The 21987-nt window shown below is 39.6% G+C and carries 27 protein-coding genes, 1 pseudogene and 2 riboswitches; of the genes and pseudogenes, 15 read left to right on the top strand and 13 right to left on the bottom strand.

The window, feature by feature from the left end:
- Positions 1-597, top strand: a 597-nt coding sequence (locus DSBG_RS18910) for a DUF3786 domain-containing protein (RefSeq protein WP_068966163.1), incomplete at its 5' end; no start/stop codon positions are given.
- Between the two features lie 32 nt (positions 598-629).
- On the opposite strand, the gene DSBG_RS18905 is transcribed toward DSBG_RS18910, so the two are convergent.
- The 5 genes from DSBG_RS18905 to DSBG_RS18885 all read right to left on the bottom strand — a co-directional run bounded on the left by DSBG_RS18905 (position 630) and on the right by DSBG_RS18885 (position 5244).
- Positions 630-1541: a ribonuclease Z gene (locus DSBG_RS18905; RefSeq protein WP_068966161.1), complete on the bottom strand. Its 912-nt coding sequence runs from the start codon at positions 1539-1541 to the stop codon at positions 630-632.
- A gap of 107 nt (positions 1542-1648) precedes the next feature.
- Positions 1649-2020, bottom strand: a complete 372-nt coding sequence (locus DSBG_RS18900) for a hypothetical protein (protein WP_242877753.1) — start codon at positions 2018-2020, stop codon at positions 1649-1651.
- A 454-nt stretch (positions 2021-2474) separates the two neighbouring features.
- Positions 2475-3047 carry a xanthine phosphoribosyltransferase gene (locus tag DSBG_RS18895; protein ID WP_068966157.1) on the bottom strand — a complete coding sequence of 191 codons (573 nt, stop codon included), beginning with the start codon at positions 3045-3047 and terminating at the stop codon, positions 2475-2477.
- Positions 3048-3211: 164 nt separating this feature from the next.
- The gene (locus DSBG_RS18890) at positions 3212-3964 is read right to left on the bottom strand and encodes a TIGR03915 family putative DNA repair protein (RefSeq protein ID WP_068966169.1); all 753 of its coding nucleotides are present in this window, start codon (positions 3962-3964) and stop codon (positions 3212-3214) included.
- Complete coding sequence (locus DSBG_RS18885) at positions 3943-5244, bottom strand: putative DNA modification/repair radical SAM protein (RefSeq protein WP_068966167.1); 1302 nt, start codon at positions 5242-5244, stop codon at positions 3943-3945. The genes DSBG_RS18890 and DSBG_RS18885 overlap by 22 nt, the downstream gene beginning before the upstream one ends.
- Positions 5245-5488: 244 nt before the next feature.
- On the opposite strand from DSBG_RS18885, the gene DSBG_RS18880 reads away from it, so the two are divergent.
- From DSBG_RS18880 to DSBG_RS18850, 7 genes are all read left to right on the top strand, one after another.
- A complete protein-coding gene (locus tag DSBG_RS18880) occupies positions 5489-6169 on the top strand; it encodes a hypothetical protein (RefSeq protein ID WP_083236971.1) in 681 nt (226 codons plus the stop codon).
- 123 nt (positions 6170-6292) lie between these two features.
- A complete protein-coding gene (locus DSBG_RS18875; RefSeq protein ID WP_068966152.1) occupies positions 6293-7153 on the top strand; it encodes a DMT family transporter in 861 nt (286 codons plus the stop codon).
- 103 nt (positions 7154-7256) lie between these two features.
- Positions 7257-7356, top strand: a riboswitch (glycine riboswitch).
- A gap of 3 nt (positions 7357-7359) precedes the next feature.
- A riboswitch (glycine riboswitch) is annotated at positions 7360-7437 on the top strand.
- Positions 7438-7544: 107 nt separating this feature from the next.
- On the top strand, positions 7545-8927 hold the full coding sequence (gene lpdA, locus DSBG_RS18870; RefSeq protein ID WP_068966150.1) for a dihydrolipoyl dehydrogenase: 1383 nt from the start codon (positions 7545-7547) through the stop codon (positions 8925-8927).
- Positions 8928-9191: 264 nt separating this feature from the next.
- A complete protein-coding gene (locus DSBG_RS18865) occupies positions 9192-9620 on the top strand; it encodes a DUF2695 domain-containing protein (RefSeq protein ID WP_068966148.1) in 429 nt (142 codons plus the stop codon).
- Positions 9621-9917: 297 nt separating this feature from the next.
- The gene (gene mutT, locus DSBG_RS18860) at positions 9918-10346 is read left to right on the top strand and encodes an 8-oxo-dGTP diphosphatase MutT (RefSeq protein WP_068966147.1); all 429 of its coding nucleotides are present in this window, start codon (positions 9918-9920) and stop codon (positions 10344-10346) included.
- Positions 10347-10502: 156 nt separating this feature from the next.
- Positions 10503-11222 (top strand): DUF169 domain-containing protein, encoded by a 720-nt coding sequence (locus DSBG_RS18855; protein ID WP_068966145.1) that lies wholly within the window; start codon positions 10503-10505, stop codon positions 11220-11222.
- Between the two features lie 137 nt (positions 11223-11359).
- Entirely contained in the window at positions 11360-11803 is a 444-nt protein-coding gene (locus DSBG_RS18850; protein WP_068966165.1) for a MarR family winged helix-turn-helix transcriptional regulator, read from the top strand.
- A gap of 158 nt (positions 11804-11961) precedes the next feature.
- Here the strand turns inward: DSBG_RS18850 and DSBG_RS24360 are convergent, their stop codons facing one another.
- Positions 11962-12036: a hypothetical protein gene (locus DSBG_RS24360; protein WP_491005793.1), complete on the bottom strand. Its 75-nt coding sequence runs from the start codon at positions 12034-12036 to the stop codon at positions 11962-11964.
- 346 nt (positions 12037-12382) lie between these two features.
- On the opposite strand from DSBG_RS24360, the gene DSBG_RS18845 reads away from it, so the two are divergent.
- A complete protein-coding gene (locus DSBG_RS18845) occupies positions 12383-12562 on the top strand; it encodes a transcriptional regulator (protein WP_068966144.1) in 180 nt (59 codons plus the stop codon).
- A gap of 39 nt (positions 12563-12601) precedes the next feature.
- Here the strand turns inward: DSBG_RS18845 and DSBG_RS24115 are convergent, their stop codons facing one another.
- On the bottom strand, positions 12602-12724 hold the full coding sequence (locus tag DSBG_RS24115; protein ID WP_282434234.1) for a hypothetical protein: 123 nt from the start codon (positions 12722-12724) through the stop codon (positions 12602-12604).
- Positions 12725-12883: 159 nt separating this feature from the next.
- Positions 12884-13063, bottom strand: a pseudogene (locus DSBG_RS18840) (aquaporin); the annotation flags it as partial.
- A 246-nt stretch (positions 13064-13309) separates the two neighbouring features.
- Here DSBG_RS18840 and DSBG_RS18835 point away from each other — a divergent pair.
- On the top strand, positions 13310-14269 hold the full coding sequence (locus DSBG_RS18835) for a metallophosphoesterase family protein (RefSeq protein ID WP_068966140.1): 960 nt from the start codon (positions 13310-13312) through the stop codon (positions 14267-14269).
- A gap of 134 nt (positions 14270-14403) precedes the next feature.
- Here the strand turns inward: DSBG_RS18835 and DSBG_RS18830 are convergent, their stop codons facing one another.
- The gene (locus tag DSBG_RS18830; RefSeq protein WP_068966138.1) at positions 14404-14757 is read right to left on the bottom strand and encodes a NifB/NifX family molybdenum-iron cluster-binding protein; all 354 of its coding nucleotides are present in this window, start codon (positions 14755-14757) and stop codon (positions 14404-14406) included.
- 28 nt (positions 14758-14785) lie between these two features.
- Positions 14786-14971: a ferredoxin gene (locus tag DSBG_RS18825; RefSeq protein WP_068966136.1), complete on the bottom strand. Its 186-nt coding sequence runs from the start codon at positions 14969-14971 to the stop codon at positions 14786-14788.
- A 241-nt stretch (positions 14972-15212) separates the two neighbouring features.
- On the opposite strand from DSBG_RS18825, the gene DSBG_RS18820 reads away from it, so the two are divergent.
- Positions 15213-16247, top strand: a complete 1035-nt coding sequence (locus tag DSBG_RS18820) for an inorganic phosphate transporter (RefSeq protein ID WP_068966134.1) — start codon at positions 15213-15215, stop codon at positions 16245-16247.
- Positions 16248-16274: 27 nt separating this feature from the next.
- Positions 16275-16898 carry a DUF47 domain-containing protein gene (locus tag DSBG_RS18815; protein ID WP_068966132.1) on the top strand — a complete coding sequence of 208 codons (624 nt, stop codon included), beginning with the start codon at positions 16275-16277 and terminating at the stop codon, positions 16896-16898.
- Positions 16899-17044: 146 nt separating this feature from the next.
- Here the strand turns inward: DSBG_RS18815 and DSBG_RS18810 are convergent, their stop codons facing one another.
- Positions 17045-17314, bottom strand: coding sequence for a hypothetical protein (locus tag DSBG_RS18810; RefSeq protein WP_068966130.1), 270 nt, complete (start codon positions 17312-17314; stop codon positions 17045-17047).
- A gap of 170 nt (positions 17315-17484) precedes the next feature.
- Here DSBG_RS18810 and DSBG_RS18805 point away from each other — a divergent pair, with 170 nt between their 5' ends.
- Positions 17485-18183: a 4Fe-4S double cluster binding domain-containing protein gene (locus tag DSBG_RS18805; protein WP_068966128.1), complete on the top strand. Its 699-nt coding sequence runs from the start codon at positions 17485-17487 to the stop codon at positions 18181-18183.
- 100 nt (positions 18184-18283) lie between these two features.
- On the opposite strand, the gene DSBG_RS18800 is transcribed toward DSBG_RS18805, so the two are convergent.
- Positions 18284-18850, bottom strand: a complete 567-nt coding sequence (locus tag DSBG_RS18800) for a GerMN domain-containing protein (protein WP_068966126.1) — start codon at positions 18848-18850, stop codon at positions 18284-18286.
- Positions 18851-19274: 424 nt separating this feature from the next.
- On the opposite strand from DSBG_RS18800, the gene DSBG_RS18795 reads away from it, so the two are divergent.
- Entirely contained in the window at positions 19275-20795 is a 1521-nt protein-coding gene (locus DSBG_RS18795) for a CapA family protein (protein ID WP_068966124.1), read from the top strand.
- Here DSBG_RS18795 and DSBG_RS18790 read toward each other — a convergent pair.
- A complete protein-coding gene (locus DSBG_RS18790; protein ID WP_068966122.1) occupies positions 20727-21158 on the bottom strand; it encodes an ATP-binding cassette domain-containing protein in 432 nt (143 codons plus the stop codon). The genes DSBG_RS18795 and DSBG_RS18790 overlap by 69 nt on opposite strands.
- Before the next feature lie 571 nt (positions 21159-21729).
- On the opposite strand from DSBG_RS18790, the gene DSBG_RS18785 reads away from it, so the two are divergent.
- On the top strand, positions 21730-21987 hold a 258-nt coding region (locus tag DSBG_RS18785), incomplete at its 3' end, for a hypothetical protein (protein WP_141694240.1).

The following is a 21987-nucleotide window of genomic DNA, read 5'->3' as shown; positions in this document are numbered from 1 at the left end:
CAAATACTCGTACCGCTGCAAAGAGAAATAGCCTCAATCGATTTTTCTGCCTCAGTGCTACGATTGGGGGCTACGCTTTCAGGCGATAAGTTATCAATCAAGTGTTTGGGAAAGGACTTCACGGTTGATGCGAAGGGAAATATCATCTCCGACTGCCATGTCAATATATGGGTGACGGTACCATTGCTTAACTATATTATTCACTGTGCAGGAAATGATCTTACTGGAAAATGGGTTACGTTCAGGGAGCTTAGCAAGGAGAAGATATGGGATTCATATTTTGAGCACAAGTTTGAAAAACCTCTCAAACAAATTGCCGATATTTATCCGGATCTGTTAGAGGACATGATCCACATTTTTGGCGGAAAGCAGGTGGAAAAAAGTTACTCGTCCGATATTTCGCTCGTACTGTATCCGCTACCCAAGGTGCCCATGTTAATTTGTTACAGCAAACCAGAAGAGGATCTAGAATCCAAACTCAATGTATTTTTCGATTCGTCAGCAGGAGATAATCTCAATGTTGACTTAATCTATAGTCTTTGCGGTGGGCTTTTGACGATGTTTGAAAAGATCAAGTCGAGGCATATTCAACCATAAAGATCTTCAAGCAACGTCGCCAGTTGCCTAATTTAATCCGCAAATTTTAGCGACTTAATTAGTAAATCCTTCCCAATTACGGTATTGGAAAAAGTTGTTTTCACAGACTCAATATATTTCTCAGGTTCTGTTAACGACGGACTATAGTGAGTGAGCCATAGTTCTTTTACACTGGCTTGTTGAGCGAGTAATCCAGCTTCAGAAAACATCATATGCTTTTTCTGGATCGCTTTGGACAAGTCGTCCTCATCACCATACATCCCTTCACAAATAAAAAGGTCTGAGCCTTCTATAAACTCAATTAAACCCTCTGTTGGTCTTGTATCAGTACAATAGCAAACTTTAATCCCTTTCCTTGTTTCACCAAGAACCATTTGAGGGCTAACTATCTGGTCTTCAAGTATTATTGTTACACCTTTCTGAAGCCTATTCCAGTAGCTTACAGGAATGCCTAGTTGCTTAGCACGTTCAACATTAAATCTACCCTGCCTTTTAAGCTCTAGAGAATAGGATAAACAGGGAAGGGTATGTTCTACAGGGATACTCTTAATATTTAGATCACCTATGTGTGTATTAGCACCTTCCATGTCTGATAGTTCAATTATGTCTAGTTCAAAGGGTAATAAGGGTGCAATGACCGTTAAGCCCTCAACAACTTTTTTTAGTCCTGGAGGCCCGAGCAAAGTTATTGGTTCTTCTCTTCCTGAATTACCTATGGTTAGAAGCAGCCCGGGTAAGCCGGCTATATGATCCCCATGATAATGAGTAAATAGAACGGCATCGATAGTTTTGAAACCCCAGGCGGCCATTCTGAGCGGAATTTGAGTTCCTTCCCCACAATCGATGAGGATCATTCTTCCCTTACACTTTATCAGCAGGGATGACAGCCACCTGTCCGGCAGCGGCATCATTCCTCCAGTTCCCAGTAAACAAACATTTAGCATAAAGATCTCCTCAACAACTAATATTAAAGTCTTTTAGCATTAAACTGTCGTCTCATTTTTCCCGAATTATCGTTTTCGTAAACATACGGGGAAACATGATCGAAAGTTTAAACCAGTTTCTCATTAATCCCGATGCCTAGTGTCTTAGCGTCAGCCAAAAGGCGGGTAAGAGTATTTGCTCTTTCCGCTGCCTTAATCTTTACTCTTGCTTGATCATTAGTTAGGCCTGTAATATCAACATCAAGAGTTTTGGCCCGGGTCAGAAGAGTTGCAAGTTGTTGCGTTTGTCTTGCTGCTTTAAGCTGTATACTAAGTTCATCGTCGTTCGGGCTTGTTATATCGCCACCTAGTTCTTCAGCCGTTAACCCAACTATTTTAGATTGGTCTGTTAGAGATGTCGCTGGCTTAACTGAAGCAACATTTGCTTGAGCCAATGTTGGTGTTGTTAACATCGCAATGATTGTTAAAGTTCCTGCCATTGTTTTTAAATTCACGTTAGCACATCCTTAAAAGTATTGTAACATTCGTTAAACTTGTCCTTTTGCGCATAGCAGCTACTACCTGATTATAACTTCACAAACTGAGTTGGTCCTGAGTAAAGACTGAGAGAGCGCTGAAATATGCTAAATCAATAATCTATATCTATGAACGACTGTATTCTGAACAATATTTTAAAAGTAAATAATAAGACCATTCCATGGTCGACTAATATAAATGGGACAACTCCATAAGGAATAACTATTGCCGCTTCCTCGTTGCTTGCCATACATTCGGACAAAGCGAGCGCTGACATTTAAGCCGGTGATATCATCCGCCCTGCTTTGCATAAAGACGGGAGTGTCGCTAGCTACTAATAAAAAGTTGCTAGCGACACTCCCTACGATAACGTTGGTGATTTTGAAGCAAAGTTCGAACTTTGGAATTTCATGTGATTTATTTGAAAAAAACCTGGCCATCTTTTATTGAGTCAATAATGGCTAACGACTCTACCTGAATGCCTTTGTCCTCGATGATTTTTCTACCTTCTTGAAATGTTTTTTCTATGACGATGCCTGCTCCAGAAATCTCCGCTCTACTTTGAGCGATTAAATTAACCAATCCCATGAGTGCGCTTCCACTTGCTAAGAAATCATCAATAATTAGTACCTTGTCATTCGGGCTTAAGAACGCTTTGGATATTTTAATGGAATATTCCTGATCTTTAGTATAAGAATAAACCTTTGATTCGTAAACATCCTGGTTCATGTTGATGCCCGCGTGTTTTTTCGCAAATACGACGGGAACATAATTAAAGTATTGCGCAGCTATGCTGGCAATGGCAATACCAGACGTTTCGATGGTCACTATTTTTGTCACTTCTTTATTTGAAAATCTGCGTTTGAATTCTTTGCCTATTTCGTTAAACAAATTAATGTCTAATTGGTGATTTAAAAAATTATCGACTTGGATGATGCGATTTTCTACGATTTTCGCGTTAGTACGGATTTTATCTTTTAAGAGTTGCATGATGGTTATACTCCCTTTCTTAAAATGAAAACACTCCTAAAGCCTTCAGGAGTGAAGCAATAATAATGTAATATTAACAAGGATAACTTGAATACCGCAAAAAAGCAATGATAATCCTGAGATTTTTCATTGCTTCTTGCTTCGTATCTTTTTGATGAATTGAGTTAGTCGTGCATCAATTCAGTCATTTGCCCCCAATACCGTTTGGGCATCAGAGTCATACGACACCGGGGGTTATTCCTACCTTCAATGGCAACTGTTGTGTAGAATTGCTTCCATAAGCGGCGGTACTCAACTTCGGTAGCATCGACCTCTGGCAACGTTAACTCATCGACAGATATAAGTTCTGCTTTCTGTGACCGATAAACTAAGGCCATACTGTGAGTTTTATCATAAATCATAAACGCTTCGTTACGAAATCGATCACAAAAATGGGGTGATAAAAGAGGCAACACAAAGTTTTTAGGTTCGATCACCGCCACAAGCGCCTCACCATAAACAGAAAACCGCACAAAGCCTTTGAATTTATGGCTTTCTGACGTTAAGTGGTGGACAGCTTTTTGCAGGGCACATACTCTATCATCTGTGAGCATTGTCATGACCTGGCTCCCATACTTAAACCCTAAACGCAGGAATTGATAGATTAGTAATTCTTTGTGTAGAACACACGTTAAAAAGCCGAGTTTGACTAACTCCTGCGCTTGAGAGGAAATTCTCGCAGGAATCGAGTTAAAAACCCTGTGTGCCTTGTGCTCGTCCGACTCAATCCATTTCGCTGTATCGAAAAGGCTCTGCTGTACACCTGGGGGTCGGATAACGCTGGGAATTTCCTTCTGAGCGTAGCTTTCAAAAACGCAACACAACAGTCCTTCGAAACTACCATCATAAGCGTAGATTAAATCTGTCCTGTCAGGCATTGCTGCACATCCTCTCTTGTAATGAAAGGTTCATTAAAAAGTGAAAGCTGTTCAGGATAAGGAGACGGCAGCAAGTTCTGATTGGCCATAAGCGCTCTGATGGCTCCATCTGACGTTATTTTTAAACCGTCTAAGATCTTTCCCTTACAGGTAATAAAATACTGAGCGCGTTTCAGGACAATGCCCATCTTTTTTAGTCCGGAAAAATCAATCGAACTACTTCTTCGGGCTGTAAGAATACGCCGGGCACCGGTCACTCCGATTCCTGGCACTCGTAAAAGCATCTCATAGGGTGCTTTGTTAATCTCGAGAGGAAACTGCTCCAAGTGATTGAGAGCCCAATTGCACTTGGGATCAACCTGTAAATTAAAATTAGGATGCTGCTCATCAAGCAGTTCTTTGGCCTCAAAGCCGTAAAAGCGCAAGAGCCAGTCAGCCTGATAAAGTCGATGTTCACGCATGAGCGGTGGTTTAGTATCCACAGAAGGCAGCAGTGAATGCTCAGCTACCGGCATATAAGCAGAGAAAAAGACTCTTTTCAGATGGTATTTTTTATAAAGTCCTTCGGTAAGGGTTATTATCTTATGGTCTGTATCAGGAGTCGCTCCCACAATGAGTTGTGTACTCTGTCCAGCCGGTACAAACTTGGAAGCATGACGAAATTTCACTAGATCGGTACTACTTTCCTGGATCTTAGTACTAATCAGTCCCATCGGACGCAAGATAGACTCTTTCGTCTTGTTCGGCGCTAAAAGCTTTAAACTCTCCTGAGAGGGTAGTTCTATGTTGATACTCATCCGATCGGCTAATAGTCCCAAGCGCGTAATTAAATCGCTATCGGCTCCAGGGATGGCCTTGACATGAATATAACCGCCAAAATGGTAAACGTTACGCAATAACTCCAGAGCCTCAATCATTTGCTCAATAGTATTGTTTGGGCTCTTAATCACCCCTGAACTAAGAAATAAACCTTCTATGTAGTTACGTCGATAGAAGTTGATTGTCAGTTCCGCTAGCTCTGAAGGCGTAAATCCAACTCTGAGAGTATCGTTAGACACACGGTTAACACAGTATTTGCAATCATAAATGCAGACATTAGTCATCAGTACTTTTAGTAAAGAGATGCACCGCCCATCGGCCGAAAAACTATGACAAATGCCCGCTTTGACCGCACTACCAATACTGCCAAGCTTGCCATTTCGGTCTACGCCGCTGGATGTACAGGCTACATCATATTTGGCTGAGTCTGACAAAATAGTCAATTTATCATAAATATCAATCATTAACACCGCCTACTTCGCAACTAATTAACACTATAATATGAAACGTATGTTCTTGTCAAAGGGTGAGGTGCGAACGTTTGTCGGGGTAAAAATATTTTTTATTGCATTGAACATCACCTAACGAAGATCTATTTATTGTAATTCCAATAATTATTAAAATTCTTGAAGGAATTTAAGACAAAGCCGTAGAATGTTACTGATAGTTATATCTAGACAAATTATTTCACGGTATTAAATTATTATGTTTGGAGTAATTATGAAAAAGAGTTTTCTAAAGATTTTAGGTATTATAATTTTATGTGTAGGCTTGGGTGGCTACTGGGGATACAATAAATATTTCAAGTCTGACCCTGTAATCCAACAACAACTTAATAACCAGTTTGGTGCAGATTTTTTTACTTCATTTGATACTAATGGAGAAGTTAAAACTAATGGAGAAGTTAAAGACGAGGGAGCCATTAATGATAGTAAACAACCAAATATTGACGAAGAATCAAATAGTGGGCCTGTATCAAGTGATCTTACAGGGCAGGATGGTAATCCAAAAATGACCACTGCAACTCCTGCAAATGAAAATATAACGAAACAGATTACTGAAGATGAAATTGCTCTCAAGTATAAGCCTCATTTTAGCTATATACAGAATGTTGCTTTGAGCCGTTTAGATACATTATATTCAGCAGCAATTCAGGAGTATAAAGCGGGCACTTTGAACCGTTCAGAATTAGCCCAAAAATATATCCAGGCCGGAACCATGCTTGAGGCTAATGTCGACAGCCAATTCCACAGTACCTTAAATGCGATGCAGGCTGAACTGATTGCAAATAACCTTCCCACCGATATTGTGGGTGTTACTGAGAGTGACTATGAAAAAGCTAAGTCAAGTAAGCGCTCGCAGCTATTGGCCAAAGTCCGTAAATAATTACTCGGAAGTTATCAAAGGTTTTAATAATAGCTATGTTCATCAGAAGGGTTGGGTAACCAGCCCTTTTTCTGTGTGTTTAGTGAACGCTAAAATAAACTCAAATCAGGGGAGAGGTTTATTATGACAAATCTTTCAAAAGAAAGACCAAAGGCCTTACTACTTTTAGCTGGCACAGCAACGATGTGGAGTCTTGGGGGATTACTTATTAAATCTGTCAAGGCGAGCCCACTATCTATCGCAGGTTCGAGAAGCGCTATTGCTGTGGTTTTATTACTGCTAGTCCTCAAAAAACCTAAACTTACATGGTCTGTTGCTCAAATCGGGGCTGCTCTGGCCTATGCCGCCACTTCGATGTTGTTTGTTACTGCGACTAAAACAACAACTGCAGCAAACGCTGTTCTACTTCAATTTACGGCACCAATCTATGTCGCGATCTTTAGCTCATGGCTGTTGAAAGAAAAGACGAAGTTATTAGACTGGATAACAGTTTTTCTTGTAATGGGCGGTATGGTCTTATTCTTTCTTGATAATTTAAGTACAAAAAGTATTTTAGGGAATGGAATAGCTGCTGCAAGCGGTGTAAGTTTCGCATTTTTTATTATGTTCATGAGGATGCAAAAGGATGGGTCTCCGTTAGAATCTGTTTTACTAGGCAATGTTTTCACTGCAGCAATCGGTCTCCCATTTTTGGCTTGGTCTGCACCGGATGCATCAGGATGGTTATATTTGGTCATCTTGGGGGTTGTTCAGCTGGGGATTCCCTACATTTTATTTTCACGGGCCATCAAGCATGCGACCGCATTGGAAGCAATTCTTATACCAGTAATTGAACCTCTCTTGAACCCAGTCTGGGTTTTCCTAATATTAGGCGAGGCCCCAGGGCTATTAGCCATAATAGGTGGCTTCATCGTACTTTCAGCAATTACTGTGCGCTGTGTTTTGGCGGCAATGCTATCTCCAGCAAAAGAAGTAAGTACTTAAATCGCCTACACACTTTTCTATTTGACTGTCTGACTTAAAAGGTATACTATATGTATAGCTTTCAGGAATTTATCATTGAATAAATAGAATATATAACGTCCGGATGACTATATCGGGAGAGACCTTGTTTAGGCGCCGAAGGAGAAATTCCCCTGTTCGCAACGGGGGAGGAAGCTCTCAGGCAAAAGTACCGATATGAGACGGAGCTCTGGAGAGTTTCTCTTAATGAGAACACCAAAGGGGAAGGACTGACGAAGTCTAATCTCTCAGGTTAAAGGACAGAGGAGTGCGTAAAAGTGCACCCTCTGTTTTTTTATTTCTAGTTTAGAAAGTACACCTTATCGTTCCATCTTAAGGTTAGCCTGTATAGGATTAAAAGGAGGTATATACAATGAAACATTTTCAAATAGCATTTTTAGGTGGAGGACCGGGGGGGTATGTTGGGGCATTGCGGGCGGCACAACTTGGCCTTTCGGTAGCGCTAGTAGAGACTGACCGGGTTGGTGGTACCTGTTTAAACCGCGGATGTATTCCCACTAAGACACTAGTAAAAAGTGCAGAGGTTTTAAGGGAAATCCAACGGGCAGAAGAATTCGGTATCTCAGTCGAACCACCCGTTGTGGATTTTGCTCAGGTTATGGCTCGTAAAGATAAGATTGTCAGCACTTTGTTGGGTGGTATTGGTAAGCTTTTGAAAGAATCAAACGTTCAGGTCATAGAGGGCTTTGGAGAATTTAAGCAAACCGGTTGCCTGGAGGTTAAAACTAAAAACGGGAGCGAAATAATTACAGCGGATCACATTGTTTTGGCAACAGGTTCGGTTCCAATCCGAATCCCTATACCAGGTGCCGATTTACCGGGAGTTATAACCAGTGATGAAATTCTTACGGACACCTCATTGCCTGAACAGTTAGTTATTATCGGAGGAGGTGTGATCGGCTTAGAGTTTGCCTCTATTTATCAGGCCTTCGGGGTTCAGGTCACCGTGGTGGAGATGTTGCCAACTATTTTACCAAATGGGGATGAAGAGGTTTCCAAGCGCCTAATTCCACTATTAAAACGTTCCGGCATTGATATTTTAACTAAGACTGCTGTTAAAGAGATTCGAAATGAAGATCGTTTGGTTGTAGTGGTTGAAGACAACAAAGGATCCCGAGAAATCCTAGCAAATAAGGTCCTGTTAGCTACTGGTCGCAGACCGAATCTACAAGGGATTGATGTGGAGGGTTTGGGTCTTCAAACCGAGCGGGGAGCAATTGTAGTAAATCGCCAAATGCAGACGAATCTTCCGAATGTCTATGCTATTGGAGATGTCGTTGGTGGAATTATGCTTGCCCATGTCGCTTCGACGGAAGGTATTATTGCGGTTGAACATATAGCGGGTCACAGCGTGGAAATGGACTACAGAGCGATTCCCAGTGTTAGCTTTACCCATCCAGAAGTTGCCACGGTGGGGATAACTGAACAAGAGCTTAAGACTAGGGGTACCAAATACAAGGTGAGTAAATTTCCCTATAGCGCAAATGGGATGGCCCTGGCGCTAGGAGAGTCTATGGGGAACGTCAAACTGTTGGCTGATGAACAAGGTGTTATTCTTGGGGCGAGTATTTTAGGTTTTCAGGCCAGTACTCTTATTCACGAATTAGCTTTGGCAGTAGAGAAGAAACTCTTAGGGAAAGATTTAGCACACATGGTACATGCTCATCCTACATTGTCGGAAATTATCATGGAGGCTGCTCACGGAATTGATGAAAAGCCATTACATTTAGCCTAGTTATCTTAAAATACAACAAAAAAACACTATGATCCGTGAAAAATAGCTTGTATTTTACCATATCTGAATACTCTTCCCAAACCTAAGCAGTCTGTCGACTGCTTAGGTTTCGAAAATGATAGTTTTATACCTAAGGGCGACAATAAAATCAACAATGGATTCAAGCTTACTTCATGCATTAAAGGCTATCGAAAGGGAATTATTAAATGCAGAAGGGCTAACATTCGCACATCATCATTGTGATGAAGAGAGGAGGCAATTGCCATGACACTAGGTCATGCTAAAAGAACGGCTAATAGGGATAAAAGAAGAGAACGAGAAGAACTAACCTCAGAAAACGAGGTCTTAAAGGACAAAAAATTAATTAAAGATGAAGTTAAGCGAAGACTTGTCTCTGGAGTGCAATCGACAACATTAGAGTATGATTCTCTCTTTAATTATGAGAAGGCAAGTCTAAATAAGAATGCTGATCTATTAAGCCTACTTTTTGAGAGAATGTTTTTTTATAGGTTGAATGAGAGACTTTCAGGACTAGCATGTGATCATACCTTCCGCTTGAGCGAGCAGATTCTAATGCAGATGCAGTTTAACCGAGGGAAAATGAACGAAATATTAGAGGTTTTTAAAAAAAATGGTGGGCATTGTGATTGTGAGGTTATATACAATGTTGAGAGTCAGCTAATTGGAAAATAAATCATAGCAATTAAATCTCTACAGTGTTTTTCAAGGAAACACAGTTGTTAATCTAGCAGGTAACAAATTGACGCGTTTTAAAAACAGAGTATAATCAAATGTAAAGAACATGTGTCTATAACCACGCAAAGCATTTCAACATATCGAAAATAGATGTCATTAATAAGCTTGATGAGCGTGGATCAAAGCAGAAGAAAGTAACGTAAATAAAGGGAACAAATAGTCAACATTGTCCAGCAATTGCTATGAATGATAATAAGAGTGTTTTAGAAATTAGAATAAAAGATTTAATCATATATGAAGGAAGTTACGGCTGCAATTATCCTAAAGAATAACAAGGTACTAATTGCCCAACGGGTCCCTAGTGATAAATTAGCGGGCAAATGGGAGTTCCCAGGTGGTAAAATTGAACTTGGCGAGACTCCTCAGGAGTGCTTAAAGCGAGAAATTAAAGAAGAACTAGATGTTGACATAACAGTTTTGAATTTCTTTGGTGAAAGCATCTTTGCATATCCTAGCGGAACAATTAAGCTGATGGCTTTCTGGTGCAAGTGGATATCAGGTGAATTTACTTTAAAAGTGCATAGCCAAATTGTTTGGGTTGATCGGCATGAGTTAGGACTATATGACTTTGCCCCAGCGGATATTTCCCTTGTGGAAAAGCTAAAAGCAGTCATGAGTTTAAAGTGGAATGGACTTCCTCAATCTATCGAGAACAATCTTTGAAAAGATGCGTTTGTATTGCTCGAGATGATGATGAATAATAAATTTCACGTCAGCAATGACTAATATCTTGACAAATATAGTTGCTATATCTATTATTGACACAACTACATTCCCTTGGCATACGAGATACTAAACAATGAGAGAGGAAGTGTTGAGATGAAAAGCAAAATTGCCGATTCAATTAAGCTTAAAACAAAACCAGTTGCTGTCTTTCGAACAGATGTAAAGCCTGAGGGAGCGCTACAATTTCTGGAGGGAAAGTGGGGCTGCGTGACCTCAATGTTAAATGCCGTCGCAACTAAGGGTCGCAGCGCAGTGTTTGACGCTAAAACAACTGGATGTCAGGGTGGAGCAGTGGGTCTAGGCTATAAACAATTCGAATTGGGTTTCATGGAGTATTTCTTGTCTACCGGTGGGGTAGGTGGCAAGGAAGGTGAATTCTATAAGAAAAATCCTGAGCTAGCCGCGAAGTTTTTAACAGGATTACCGATAGTCGCCTCGAAGACGTATATTGTATTTAAACCTTTGGAAGAATTAATTGAAGGGGAAACACCTGAGGTTGTCATTTTTCTAGCCAATGCTGATCAACTATCCGCGCTAATGTGGTTTGCTAATTACGATAAACCTACCCAAGACAACGTTAAGATTAATTTTGGTGCTGGTTGCCATCAGTCCGTACTTTACGCTCTAGAGCAAGTGGAGGCAGAGAATCCAAAATGCATTATCGGTCTGACCGATCCTTCAGCACGTAAATTCATTGACAAGGATATCCTTTCCTTTAGTATCCCATTTAAACGCTTTTTGGAGCTGGAAGAGCAAGTGGAAGAAAGCTTTTTAACGAAGGAAACGTGGCTGAAGATTGCGGAAAGGATTTAACTAGCAAGGAAAAGAGGCTATCCCTTTAGTTTTTGAGGGGATAGCCTCTAGTACGATGTATATGCTAGTTGATATTCATGCTATTATTAGTCATTGGACGTATGCCAATGAAGAGGGTATATATGAAGAAGGTATATATGAAAGATTTTAATATTAATGATTCTTTAGGTTTTATAGTTGCTAAAACAAACTATTATATGAAGTCTTATTTTAGCAAGTTAATTAAAAACAACGATTTGAACATAACAACAGAACAATGGGCAATCCTAAATGCTGTGTATCACAATCCAGGGGCATCACAAACCGACTTAGCTCGGGCATGTCTTAAAGATAAAACAAATGTAACGAGGATCTTGGATTTATTAGTCAAAAAAGGATATGTTGTTAGAAATATCGATATAAATGATCGTAGGATTTATAGCATAACTCTCACAGGTTTAGGCGAAAGTGTCCTTGAGCAACTTATCGATATTTCAGATAATGCAAATAAGGCGTTCATCTCTGATTTGAATAAAGAGGACTATTTAGAGCTTGTTCGCACATTAAAAACAATAACTAACTCGCTCGAAAAACTATTTTAATAGGTGGTTAAAGTTCTAATTTCAACGATATATGAAACAATAAGAGGAAAAATCAACAAATCCCTGCAAGAATGGCGCTCCTTGCAGGATTTGTTATTAGTTTGTGTTGAACTTTATCTTTTGATTATTTGATAAGGCCCTGAGATTTGAGCCACTCACTAGCAACGTCTTTTGGGATCCTGTTTGTCGACATCTACCTTAGCATTTAGTTGTTGCATTGTCTCATCGCTCAGCTTGCTGGCAAGAAGATTCAGCGTATCGGCAATTTCTGGATGGTTTTTTTACTCAATTGCATAATAATGGGGCAAGCTACTTCTACAGCCCTCAAAGTCAAAAACGACCTGATGGACGCTATCAGGTCGTTTTATTGGATATCGGAACGTTTTCCTTTTCTGGACTCTGACTCAACAAATATGATAAAATGTTCGTTGAAAAATGGTATCTGATTCTGTATCAGATCAAGGATCAGTCGGTATATGTTAACTATATCGTAGATTTCGGGCAGGGTTACGGGTGGCTGGTGTAGTAGATTTTGCTACACACTAAAATAAATTAAGAGTTTGAAAGGAATGACTAGTTATGAGTAGTAAAGAAGATGTGTTAAAAGCAATGAGAGAAGCAGGAAAACCTGTAAGTGCAGGTGAAGTTGAGAAATTAACGGGATTAGACCGTAAAGAAATTGATAAAGCCTTTAAAGAATTGAAAAAGGAAAATGCAATTACATCGCCTGTACGATGCAAATGGGAACCTGCTAACTAACATCTTATCTCTTAATCCAAACAGCTCGAGAGTTCAGGTTTAATTTTTCAGCAAGAGTAGCACAAGTAGTGTTTTTCGCAAGGCCTCGACCATTCCGGTTTTCACCGCCGCACCAATGACTAAGAGTTCCTGGGGAAGAACCACAATTCTTTCATCCGGCATCGGGACCACCTCTTCTTGTTTTCAATGGTTTGCCAAGTTCCCAACAGCCTTATTTAGTTAAAGTGAGGCATAAACCTGAAGAGCGGTCTAACAAATCCTGTAAGGATAGCACTCCTCGCAGGATTTGTTATTAGTGTTGGACTATTTAACTGATAAGCATTAGAGAATGCCAACGCCCTTGGCTAAAGCAAAGGCGATTGCTCCGCCGATCATTGGTCCGACAATAGGGACCCATGAATACACCCAATCAGAATCGCCTTTGCCAGCAACGGGGCAGATGAAATGAGCAATGCGCGGATCTAAGTCACGAGCAGGGTTCATTGCATATCCTGGAGGACCACAGCATAACCAAGGGGATTTTGGCAGCAGATAAAAAAGCACTTTTTTGAGGAACTCGCGGAGGGCTCCCTTTTTGTGTCTAAATTGAGTAGGACGCATACAATATTGTGTAAAATGCACATTGATGATAACTGTTTAATTGACTGATACCAAGAATTGTCAAAGTCTGAACTATATACGAATTCTGAAACCAAAGATACAATAAGAGTAGATGTTGGAATTTGTCGAATAATGAGGTTTTGTAAAATGATAACAAGAAGACAATTCTTAAAAGCATTTATTGGAGCAGCGGCAGGTTTTTATAGTGTTAAATTCAATTTTGCTGCTCCTAAGACTTCGGCAGGGATGAATTCATCTATATTTCGGTTTGCAGTGATTAGTGATATCCATGTCCGGAACAATGACCGGAGGGCTCAAGTTAGGTTTAAAAATGCTCTTCATGATTTAGCAAAAAATGTGCAGCCTGTGCCCGATGCAATCATAATTAATGGCGATTTGGGGAATGGAATACCTGCAGATTATGTAACGTTAAGAAAAATAATACAAAGTGAGTTAAGCAGCGGGACATCTATTCCATTATTTTTTACAATTGGCAACCATGAATTTTATAAGGCATATCATAATCCAAATACCAATTCATGGAGTCCAGAAACATTTCCTAATGAGGAAACTGATACTATGGCAATCGAACGTTTTCTCCAATTTACACAACGTGACAAAGTGTACACAGACACCTATATTAAAGGGTATCATTTAATCTTTCTTGGTTCTGAAAAGTCGGCTATGTCTAATAAAAGTATTGGTGATGCAGCCTATCTTTCCTCTGAGCAGCTAAACTGGTTACAAGAAAAACTACGAGAAAACTATGTTCCTGGTAAGCCAATCTTTATCTTTTTGCATCAACCAGCTTTAGGTACTTCAGATAATAAACATCATTTTGTGGTACAGCATGAAGAATTAAATGATATTCTTAAACAATATCCCGAGGTCATAAAATTTTCCGGTCATTTACATTTGGAGTTAGGTAGCGAAGCATCGGTTATCCAAGATGTTTTTACGCAATACAATGATTCTTCCACAAGTCGGACTCTTGATATGAAATACACACTAGTCCCTAACAAAAGTGAGGGTTTATATGTAGAGGTTTTTGCTGATAAGGTAAATGTAAAAGGGAGAGATTTTCTCAAAAAGGAATGGGTGTCATGAAAAACAACGGTTGGTTTATAAACCGACCGTTGTTTTTCATGACAGGTTAGTTTCATGAGTTCAAGAAGTCTAACCCGTGCGAAGACAGTGTCTTCGTGGGCGCCAGCCAAGTCTTCTTTAAATTCAATACTGATTTATTGATGGTGGCTAGTACAATCTTCTTTAATTAATTTTAATAATTGTTTTTCAGATAGTTCAAGAGCATCCTTTGCGGAATGCCCCGCCCCGAAATATCTGGTTACATAAGCATCTGCAAGTATATTGAATGCCGTTTGATTAATATGTCCGGTAATTATGGCTTCACAATCATACTCTAAAACTTTGTGAGCGAGACTTTCTTCGAGGGATGTCCCTCTTAGTTGGTCTTTGTTTATAGCAGTAATGCTCAGATCATTCATATTAACAATTAACATGTATAAGCATCGTTCGAATTTCTCAGACACTGGACTATCCAGACTTTCGCCATCTGTCGTAATTGCTATATTCAATTTTCCACCTCCATTAATGTAGTAACCGTTATTCCAAAATAATTGCTGCTACTGGACAACTTTTTGCTGCTACTTTAGTGCAATCATCGGCATCAAGAGGAACCGGATTTAAGTAGGCTTCGGCAATTTCATAGCTATTCATCCTGAAAACTTGAGGACATATCGCTTCACAGGCACCGCACCCGATACAATCTGCATTTACTGTAGCAAACATAGGTTTTGCGCTCCTTTCGTAATTCAATGTCAAGTTGTTACATCCTTCAGTATGTTGTACATGTGCCTAATATAATATATTAGGACATACTAACTGGAAAATCAATTTGGTAAAAAGAATTATGCTGACTTTTTATCATATTTTCATACGGCTTTATATTCTTTATAGGATGAAGTAAAATAAGAAGAATACTTGACCAAAATATTACATAAGAGAATAAATTAGCTTGTAGGAGGGGAAAATGACAATTTCTACGGTACTGATTCTAGCTATTGTTATTTTTGCTGCGCTTATTTTTACGTTAACTAATGGTCTTCATGATGCTAGTTCTGTTGTGGCAACGTTTATTTCCTGTGGGGCTGTAAACCCGATTCATGCGATTTCTTTGGCGGCAATCTGTGGTTTCTTCGGAGCATTGACAAGTGGTAGCGCTGTAGCAGATACTGTATCAGGAATTGTAACAATTCCTACAGAAGCAGCCTTACTTAAAGTATTATTAGCAGCTATGATTGGAGCCGTGGTGTGGAACCTAATTACTTGGAAATTCGGTTTCCCATCAAGTTCTACTCATGCTTTGGTTGGTGGATTAGTGGGAGCAGTTTGGGTTGCTCGCGGTTCGGCTTATATTTTGTGGGGATGGAGCGAGCTGATTGGCCCAAGTCATCAATTACTGGGAGTAACAAAAATCGTTGCAGCTTTAATATTGTCTCCTGCTCTAGGATTCATCTCTGCGTTTATTCTTCAGTTAATATCAAACCTTGTTTTGCGAAATGCTAAATTCTCAATCAACAATTGGATCAAAAAGATACAATGGCTAATGGCTGGGTTATTAGCTTATAGTCATGGTGCTAATGATACTCAAAAGACGGTTGGGATTATAGCACTAGCATTAGCGTCTGCAAGTTATTCAGGTGGTCAGACTGGGCTCATCTGGATTAAAGGTTTTGCCGGCGCAGTCATGTTTGTTGGTACGTTGCTTGGTGGTTGGCCGATTATGAAAACCATTGGGAGAGGTATCTACACGATTCGCCCAATTCATAGTTTGAATTCTCAGCTTTCTTCAGGTGGCTGTATTGTTTTAGCGACAGCCCTTGGGGCACCTGTTTCCACTACTCACGTTGTGGTTGGGAGCGTTGCAGGAGTTGGTGGAGCAGATGAATTTCGAATGGTTAACTGGAAGATCGGTAAAGAAATAATTATTGCTTGGTGTATTACAATACCAGCTTCAGCAATCGTTGCAGCAATGGTTTTTTACTTGCTGCGTTATGTAGGGTAAATCGTAGACAGGGGAGAGATAGAAATCATGGTTAGATCTAATTTTTGGGAGAGATTGTTTCCTGTAAAACGAGATTTTTATAAGATGATAGCAGATCAGGCAGAAGCATCTAGTAATGTGGTAGGATATTTAAGTCATTGGCTTAATAGTCGATCAGAAGAAGATTATCGGAATTTGTTACGCGAAGCGGACTCAGCTGATCAATGTCGGTTTACTATGGAAGATAACCTAATCGAAGCCTTTGCCACTCCGTTTGATCGACAGGATATCTATTCTCTTTCCGTTGAAATGGATAGGATCGTAGAGTATGCGAAATCGACACTAACTGAAATGGAAGCTTTTGGAGTGGTTGAAGATTCGATAATTCAAAACATGGTTCAACAATTAAAAGTAGGGACAGATCAGCTAACTGAAGCAATCCATCTCTTAAAAGAAGATCCACGCAAGTCTCAGATACAAATAGGGAAAATTCGCAAGGTCCAGTTAACGATAGAAGATGAATATCGAGCAGGTATGGTGGCATTATTTAATGCTTCAGATCCGATGCGTGCTTTGAAATATCGAGAAGTTTACCACCATATTAAAGATGCAGAGGTTTACTTAGGTTATACAACCGACGTCTTACATAAGATCGTCGTACGTGTAGTATGATATGACATTTTATAATGTCCTTGAACGGTTTCAAGCGGAGAAACAAAATGAGTCTACGGTTAATAGCAATGATCTAGACTGAACGTTTGTACATTTTGATTATTCTAATCGCTTCCAAGATGTACCTCCTTGCTATCAAACTTACACTACGAATAGTTTCCTGGATCATTTTTAACACCATATTGAATCTGAATTTCGTTAACACGTGGCACCCATTCACGTAATTTTTCGTGAACTTCCTTATCATTTACCTGATCAACTAACAATACTTGATTTTCACTCAACTGCACCGCAATTTTATACTGATTATGCTCAGTATCTGCGCTGATCAGAATTCCCTCATAGGGTTCCTTAGTGTACGGGACATTATTGAAAAAAGCATCTTTGCTCATTATTTCGCCTTTGATTCGGTCCACTTTTAATCAATCTCCTCTGCAATATAATGCTAAAGATATATTTCCCTGGTACTTGATTATTATGTAAGTGATGCAAACATCTAGCAATGGGATTTGTCAAAGTACAGTTCATTACTAGTAAAACGCAACCTATTAAAATCTGAAATATTAATTGATTGGAGTGTGATACTGTGGTTAGTACTTTGGAAATTAAACAAAGAGCCATTGAACTCGGGGCGGATTTGGTCGGCATTGCAGATTTACAGCGCGTTGAGGGGCTTCCTACCGTACCACAAAAGCTCATGGAGCCTTACACCCATGCTGTCGTGATTGCTGTGGCCATTTCTCCAGATGTTTTGGAACAAATTACAACCGAACCAACTCCGCTTTACCTTCATCATTATCTGGCTGCGAATATCCTTTTAGATGATATTAACCTACGTCTACAAAGAGAGATCATGCGCGCAGGTTTCCGCGCTCTTGCTGTCCCTGCTTCTCAAATTGTAGATAAGGGTAACTGGATGGGGCATATCTCACATAAAGCGACAGCAAAAGCAGCTGGTCTCGGTTGGCAGGGGAAAAGTCTTTTGCTTGTAACACCAAAGTATGGCCCACGCGTACGCTTAGCTACTTTACTAACCAATGCACCTCTTGAGCCTGATTCTATGTTGGCTAATCGATGCGGTACATGTCAAAGATGCCATGATGCCTGTCCAGCAGCTGCTATTAAAGGGGGTTCATGGGAAGACCATCCTCAAACGAGGGAGGATGCCCTTTATTTCTCGCGCTGTGTGGAAAAAGTAAATGAAGATTTTGCCAAACGGCCTGAAATTGGCAAGCCCATCTGCGGAGTTTGTATTTCAGCCTGTCCTTGGGGGAAACCTAAGTAATATTAGGAACGGATCGCTGCAAATACCTCTAAAGGTGCTGGAAATAATTAGAGAGGGCGGTCGAGACAATATTAATGGTCTCGCTGCCCTCATTAGACATTTACTTTAGCGAAAGAGCATCCTTTAAGGTCTTGTCATTTAAATAAATTTGTACCTCGTGGACAGTAGAAAACTGAAGAGCAGTCGCGTTGAGTTGGTTTTCAACTCTGGGATTATCCATGATTCCTCCTAAAGTCAGTGAACCGGAGAGATAAATCTCGGCTTTTCCATTAGTAATCATAGCCTTAACCAACTTTAAATCGGATCGATATAAAGCGTTATATAAGCCGGATTGTCCATAGTAAGGTTCTTTTAGTGCTAATAGTTCATCAAAGGCGCCCTTTAAAGGTGCATTAGGAGTTGGAATTGTTCTTACTACCGGTACTAGGCTATCACCGGTGCCGATGTCTTGGCCGCTTTTTCCCTTATCGTCTAAAGCAATAAGAAAGATTTTGACCTGGACTTCCTGAGCAGTCTGTGTTGAGGGTTCTTGTGGTGAAGGAGTTGTCTGCTCTAGTTGAGTCAGAGGAGGCTTCTGCTCGATAGTCACTGATTGAGGTGTTTTAGTGCAACCAATCGTTGAAAAGGTAACAACAAGAATTAAAAGAAGAACCATTATACGTTTCATACTTTTTCGCCTCCTGATATGATTATTTTTCACATGTAATCATATCAGGAGGATTTAGTTTTTTCAAAGGAATTTCAAACTCCTCTAATAATTTAAAGAAAATTTTAATTTAATAATTTATATAAATATTGTGAAGCATTGAGATGAATCTAAGAATAACAATTAAAACTCAAAATTGAATTTGCATCAGTATAGTAGAGTTTATATACGCCAAATCAAAACCTGTTAGATATGTTTAAAATATGAATTTGGACATAATATTACCGATGCATAATAAGATAATGAATCTTCTTTTAGGGGATTTTAATTAATGCACTTGGTTTGCTTTTGGAAAAAAAGTCGATGAGTCGGTTTAAATTTGGTTTTTAGTTACACAGGTACCAGTCATCTCAGAAGCCACGCTATTTTATCGGAGGTGGTTTTTGTGTTCAACCGATTCCTGACTATCCTAATAACCTTAACAATCTTTTTTGGATTGACGAACCAAGCTCGGGCGGATACACAAACAAGTAAGAAAACTGATTTTGTTGAGATTCAGCAAATCATCCCGTCTGTAATGTTGGACATCAAATATGCGACAACGGATAATTTTACGCACTCGAAGCTTTATGAGAGTTCTCAAGCTCTTTTGCGCAGCGGGACTGCCGAGAAACTTAAAAAAGTTGCTGATGAAGTTGCAAAGAAAGGATTCCGTCTCAAAGTTTGGGATGCGTATCGTATTCCTCAAGCCCAGTTTAAAATGTGGAAACTTTTACCCGATTCTTGTTATGTCGCCAATCCTTATAAAGGGTATTCCAACCACTCGCGGGGATCAGCCATTGACCTATCTCTAGTAGACCTTGCAGGAAATAAAATTGAGATGCCTACGGACTTTGACAACTTCACAACTGCAGCGGCAAGGGCCAATGCGAACACTAACGCTAAATACTTGGGAAAAATCATGGTCAAGCATGGGTTTAAACCCTTGGCAACCGAATGGTGGCATTTCGATGATACGGATGTCTATGAGCCGGCCGAAACAGCTAAGGTAACATCCCCATCAGAACCGCTGAAAAATGAAAGACATGAGATAACTTTGAGTGCCATTGGCGATGTTACCCTTGGTCAGGATGACAGATTCCTATATCCAGGGAGCTTTAACCAGTATTTCGAACAAAAGGGAGTGGAGTATTTTTTTTCGGACGTAAAGAAAATACTGAGTGAGGATGATTTAACGATTGCTAATTTAGAAGGAACATTGACAGAAGCAACTGAGAAACCTGATAAACGTTTCCAAGGTGATAAAGCATTTTTCTTTAAGGGAAATCCATCCTATACCGCTATATTAAAAGATGGCAGCATAGAAGCGGTTGACTTAGCAAATAACCATAGTATGGATTATTTAGATCAAGGATTTAGGGACACTGTAACGGTACTAGACAAGACGGGAATAAAAAGTTTTGGTTATGATAAAGTGGCCATTTACGAAAAAAATGAGACAAAGATAGGGTTGATAGGGGTTAACACTTTAGGTAAATTGGAAGAAGGAGTTAACTTAATCAATCTGGAGTTTAATTTAGCAAATAAAATACAATCACTTAAAGATCAGACAACTTTAATAGTAGTAAGTTTCCACTGGGGTGCGGAAAACATAAACACGCCAACATCAGAGCAACGTGAACTGGGACGGCTGGCAGTTGAGCAAGGCGCAAGTTTGGTTCTTGGGCATCACCCTCATGTTCTTCAACCACTCGAAGTATATCAAGGGAAAAGCATCGTTTATAGTCTGGGGAACTTCATATTTGGAGGTAATTCAAGCCCTACGTATAAATCCACAGAGATTTTTCAGCAAACGTTTAGTTTTGAAAATGGTAAACTTGTTGGGGTAAATAAACCTCTAATCATCCCCTGTAAACTTTCGACTAGTTTTAGGCCAGTGCCATTGCCTCAAAGCACTAACGAATAATGACCATTTATTTGGAGAGTTCTTGAAAAAAAGACTTCCTATGGCTTGAAAAAAGCTACTGGAAGTCTTTTCTATCATTAATGAGCGTGTCTTAAAAATGGTTTTCTCTAAGACTAAATCTTGTGGGACATAGCCAATCATTTTCTTTATTTCGAAACGATTCTTTTCAATGGGCTTCCCATTAAAGGAGATCTCTCCGTCATATTTTTGCGTAACGCCAGCTATGATTTTTATTAATGTCGATTTGCCAGTACCATTGGGTCCGATCAAGCCAAAGCAAATCCCATCGTTAATTGCTACACTTACCGGGTCTAAGGCCACGGTGTCACCATACGTCTTCTTTAACTTGTTTAATTCAATCATGAGTTGATACGACCTTTCAGCGTTATTTTTTAGTCAGATGGATTTCAACTTTCGCTTGACTGACCAGATACTTTTGGCTCCCCTGAAGTCGGCTTCAATTACAGATCCCATTTCATTCTCTTTTATCAAGGGCATTCTACAGCATACTTTTTTAAATATAAACGAATCCTTGCCAAAAAGTTTACATAGTGGAATATTCTTGATTATTCTTATTTATGTAATCATGGAAGGGAAAACAAGAAAGACGTGGAATGTATTTTTTTAGAGGTAATATTATAGAGGCTAACTTTATTATAGAAGCTAATTTATAGGAATCAAGGCTTGCTATGAATCAACTTAACAGTTACTTATTTAATTTAATTTTGTCTTGATATTCGGGACAAAATAACTACGCGCTTTTAGCCTTATAAATTGGCTAGCAACCCCTAATTAGGGATAATGAGAAGAAGTTCCATTATGTCGAAAAAAATAACATAAAAAATGTAATTTGATAAAAATTAGTTATTCAAATCGAATATTTATGGTACAATTTTTATTGTAGAAAACTGTATTACAATAAAGGGTGTGTAATATGCAAAGTTATGGTTTACCAAAGAAACAAGGGCTTTACGATCCAGCCTTAGAACATGATGCATGTGGTATGGGGTTTGTTGTTAATATCAAGGGAGAAAAGTCCCATGACATTATCGACGAAGCCTTAACAGTACTGGAAAACTTAAACCACAGAGGAGCAAGCGGAGCCGATGAAAATACCGGAGACGGTGCCGGGATCCTGATCCAAATACCCCACGAATTCTTCAAACGAGAATGCGAAGTCCTGGGGTTTGCA

Source organism: Desulfosporosinus cupriresistens, assembly GCF_001707885.1.
GTDB lineage: Bacteria > Bacillota > Desulfitobacteriia > Desulfitobacteriales > Desulfitobacteriaceae > Desulfosporosinus.
Note: the sequence above shows the minus strand (reverse complement) of the source record. Positions and strands in the feature narration are given on the sequence as shown.

What these genes read in the sequence shown, in the direction of transcription:
- DSBG_RS18905 (WP_068966161.1), bottom strand. Translation starts at nt 1,541, where the DNA reads ATGCTAAATGTTTGTTTACTGGGAACTGGAGGAATGATGCCGCTGCCG.
- DSBG_RS18900 (WP_242877753.1), bottom strand. Translation starts at nt 2,020, where the DNA reads ATGGCAGGAACTTTAACAATCATTGCGATGTTAACAACACCAACATTG.
- DSBG_RS18895 (WP_068966157.1), bottom strand. Translation starts at nt 3,047, where the DNA reads ATGCAACTCTTAAAAGATAAAATCCGTACTAACGCGAAAATCGTAGAA.
- DSBG_RS18890 (WP_068966169.1), bottom strand. Translation starts at nt 3,964, where the DNA reads ATGCCTGACAGGACAGATTTAATCTACGCTTATGATGGTAGTTTCGAA.
- DSBG_RS18880 (WP_083236971.1), top strand. Translation starts at nt 5,489, where the DNA reads ATGTTTGGAGTAATTATGAAAAAGAGTTTTCTAAAGATTTTAGGTATT.
- DSBG_RS18875 (WP_068966152.1), top strand. Translation starts at nt 6,293, where the DNA reads ATGACAAATCTTTCAAAAGAAAGACCAAAGGCCTTACTACTTTTAGCT.
- lpdA (WP_068966150.1), top strand. Translation starts at nt 7,545, where the DNA reads ATGAAACATTTTCAAATAGCATTTTTAGGTGGAGGACCGGGGGGGTAT.
- DSBG_RS18865 (WP_068966148.1), top strand. Translation starts at nt 9,192, where the DNA reads ATGACACTAGGTCATGCTAAAAGAACGGCTAATAGGGATAAAAGAAGA.
- mutT (WP_068966147.1), top strand. Translation starts at nt 9,918, where the DNA reads ATGAAGGAAGTTACGGCTGCAATTATCCTAAAGAATAACAAGGTACTA.
- DSBG_RS18855 (WP_068966145.1), top strand. Translation starts at nt 10,503, where the DNA reads ATGAAAAGCAAAATTGCCGATTCAATTAAGCTTAAAACAAAACCAGTT.
- DSBG_RS18850 (WP_068966165.1), top strand. Translation starts at nt 11,360, where the DNA reads ATGAAAGATTTTAATATTAATGATTCTTTAGGTTTTATAGTTGCTAAA.
- DSBG_RS18845 (WP_068966144.1), top strand. Translation starts at nt 12,383, where the DNA reads ATGAGTAGTAAAGAAGATGTGTTAAAAGCAATGAGAGAAGCAGGAAAA.
- DSBG_RS24115 (WP_282434234.1), bottom strand. Translation starts at nt 12,724, where the DNA reads ATGCCGGATGAAAGAATTGTGGTTCTTCCCCAGGAACTCTTAGTCATT.
- DSBG_RS18835 (WP_068966140.1), top strand. Translation starts at nt 13,310, where the DNA reads ATGATAACAAGAAGACAATTCTTAAAAGCATTTATTGGAGCAGCGGCA.
- DSBG_RS18825 (WP_068966136.1), bottom strand. Translation starts at nt 14,971, where the DNA reads ATGTTTGCTACAGTAAATGCAGATTGTATCGGGTGCGGTGCCTGTGAA.
- DSBG_RS18820 (WP_068966134.1), top strand. Translation starts at nt 15,213, where the DNA reads ATGACAATTTCTACGGTACTGATTCTAGCTATTGTTATTTTTGCTGCG.
- DSBG_RS18815 (WP_068966132.1), top strand. Translation starts at nt 16,275, where the DNA reads ATGGTTAGATCTAATTTTTGGGAGAGATTGTTTCCTGTAAAACGAGAT.
- DSBG_RS18800 (WP_068966126.1), bottom strand. Translation starts at nt 18,850, where the DNA reads ATGAAACGTATAATGGTTCTTCTTTTAATTCTTGTTGTTACCTTTTCA.
- DSBG_RS18790 (WP_068966122.1), bottom strand. Translation starts at nt 21,158, where the DNA reads ATGATTGAATTAAACAAGTTAAAGAAGACGTATGGTGACACCGTGGCC.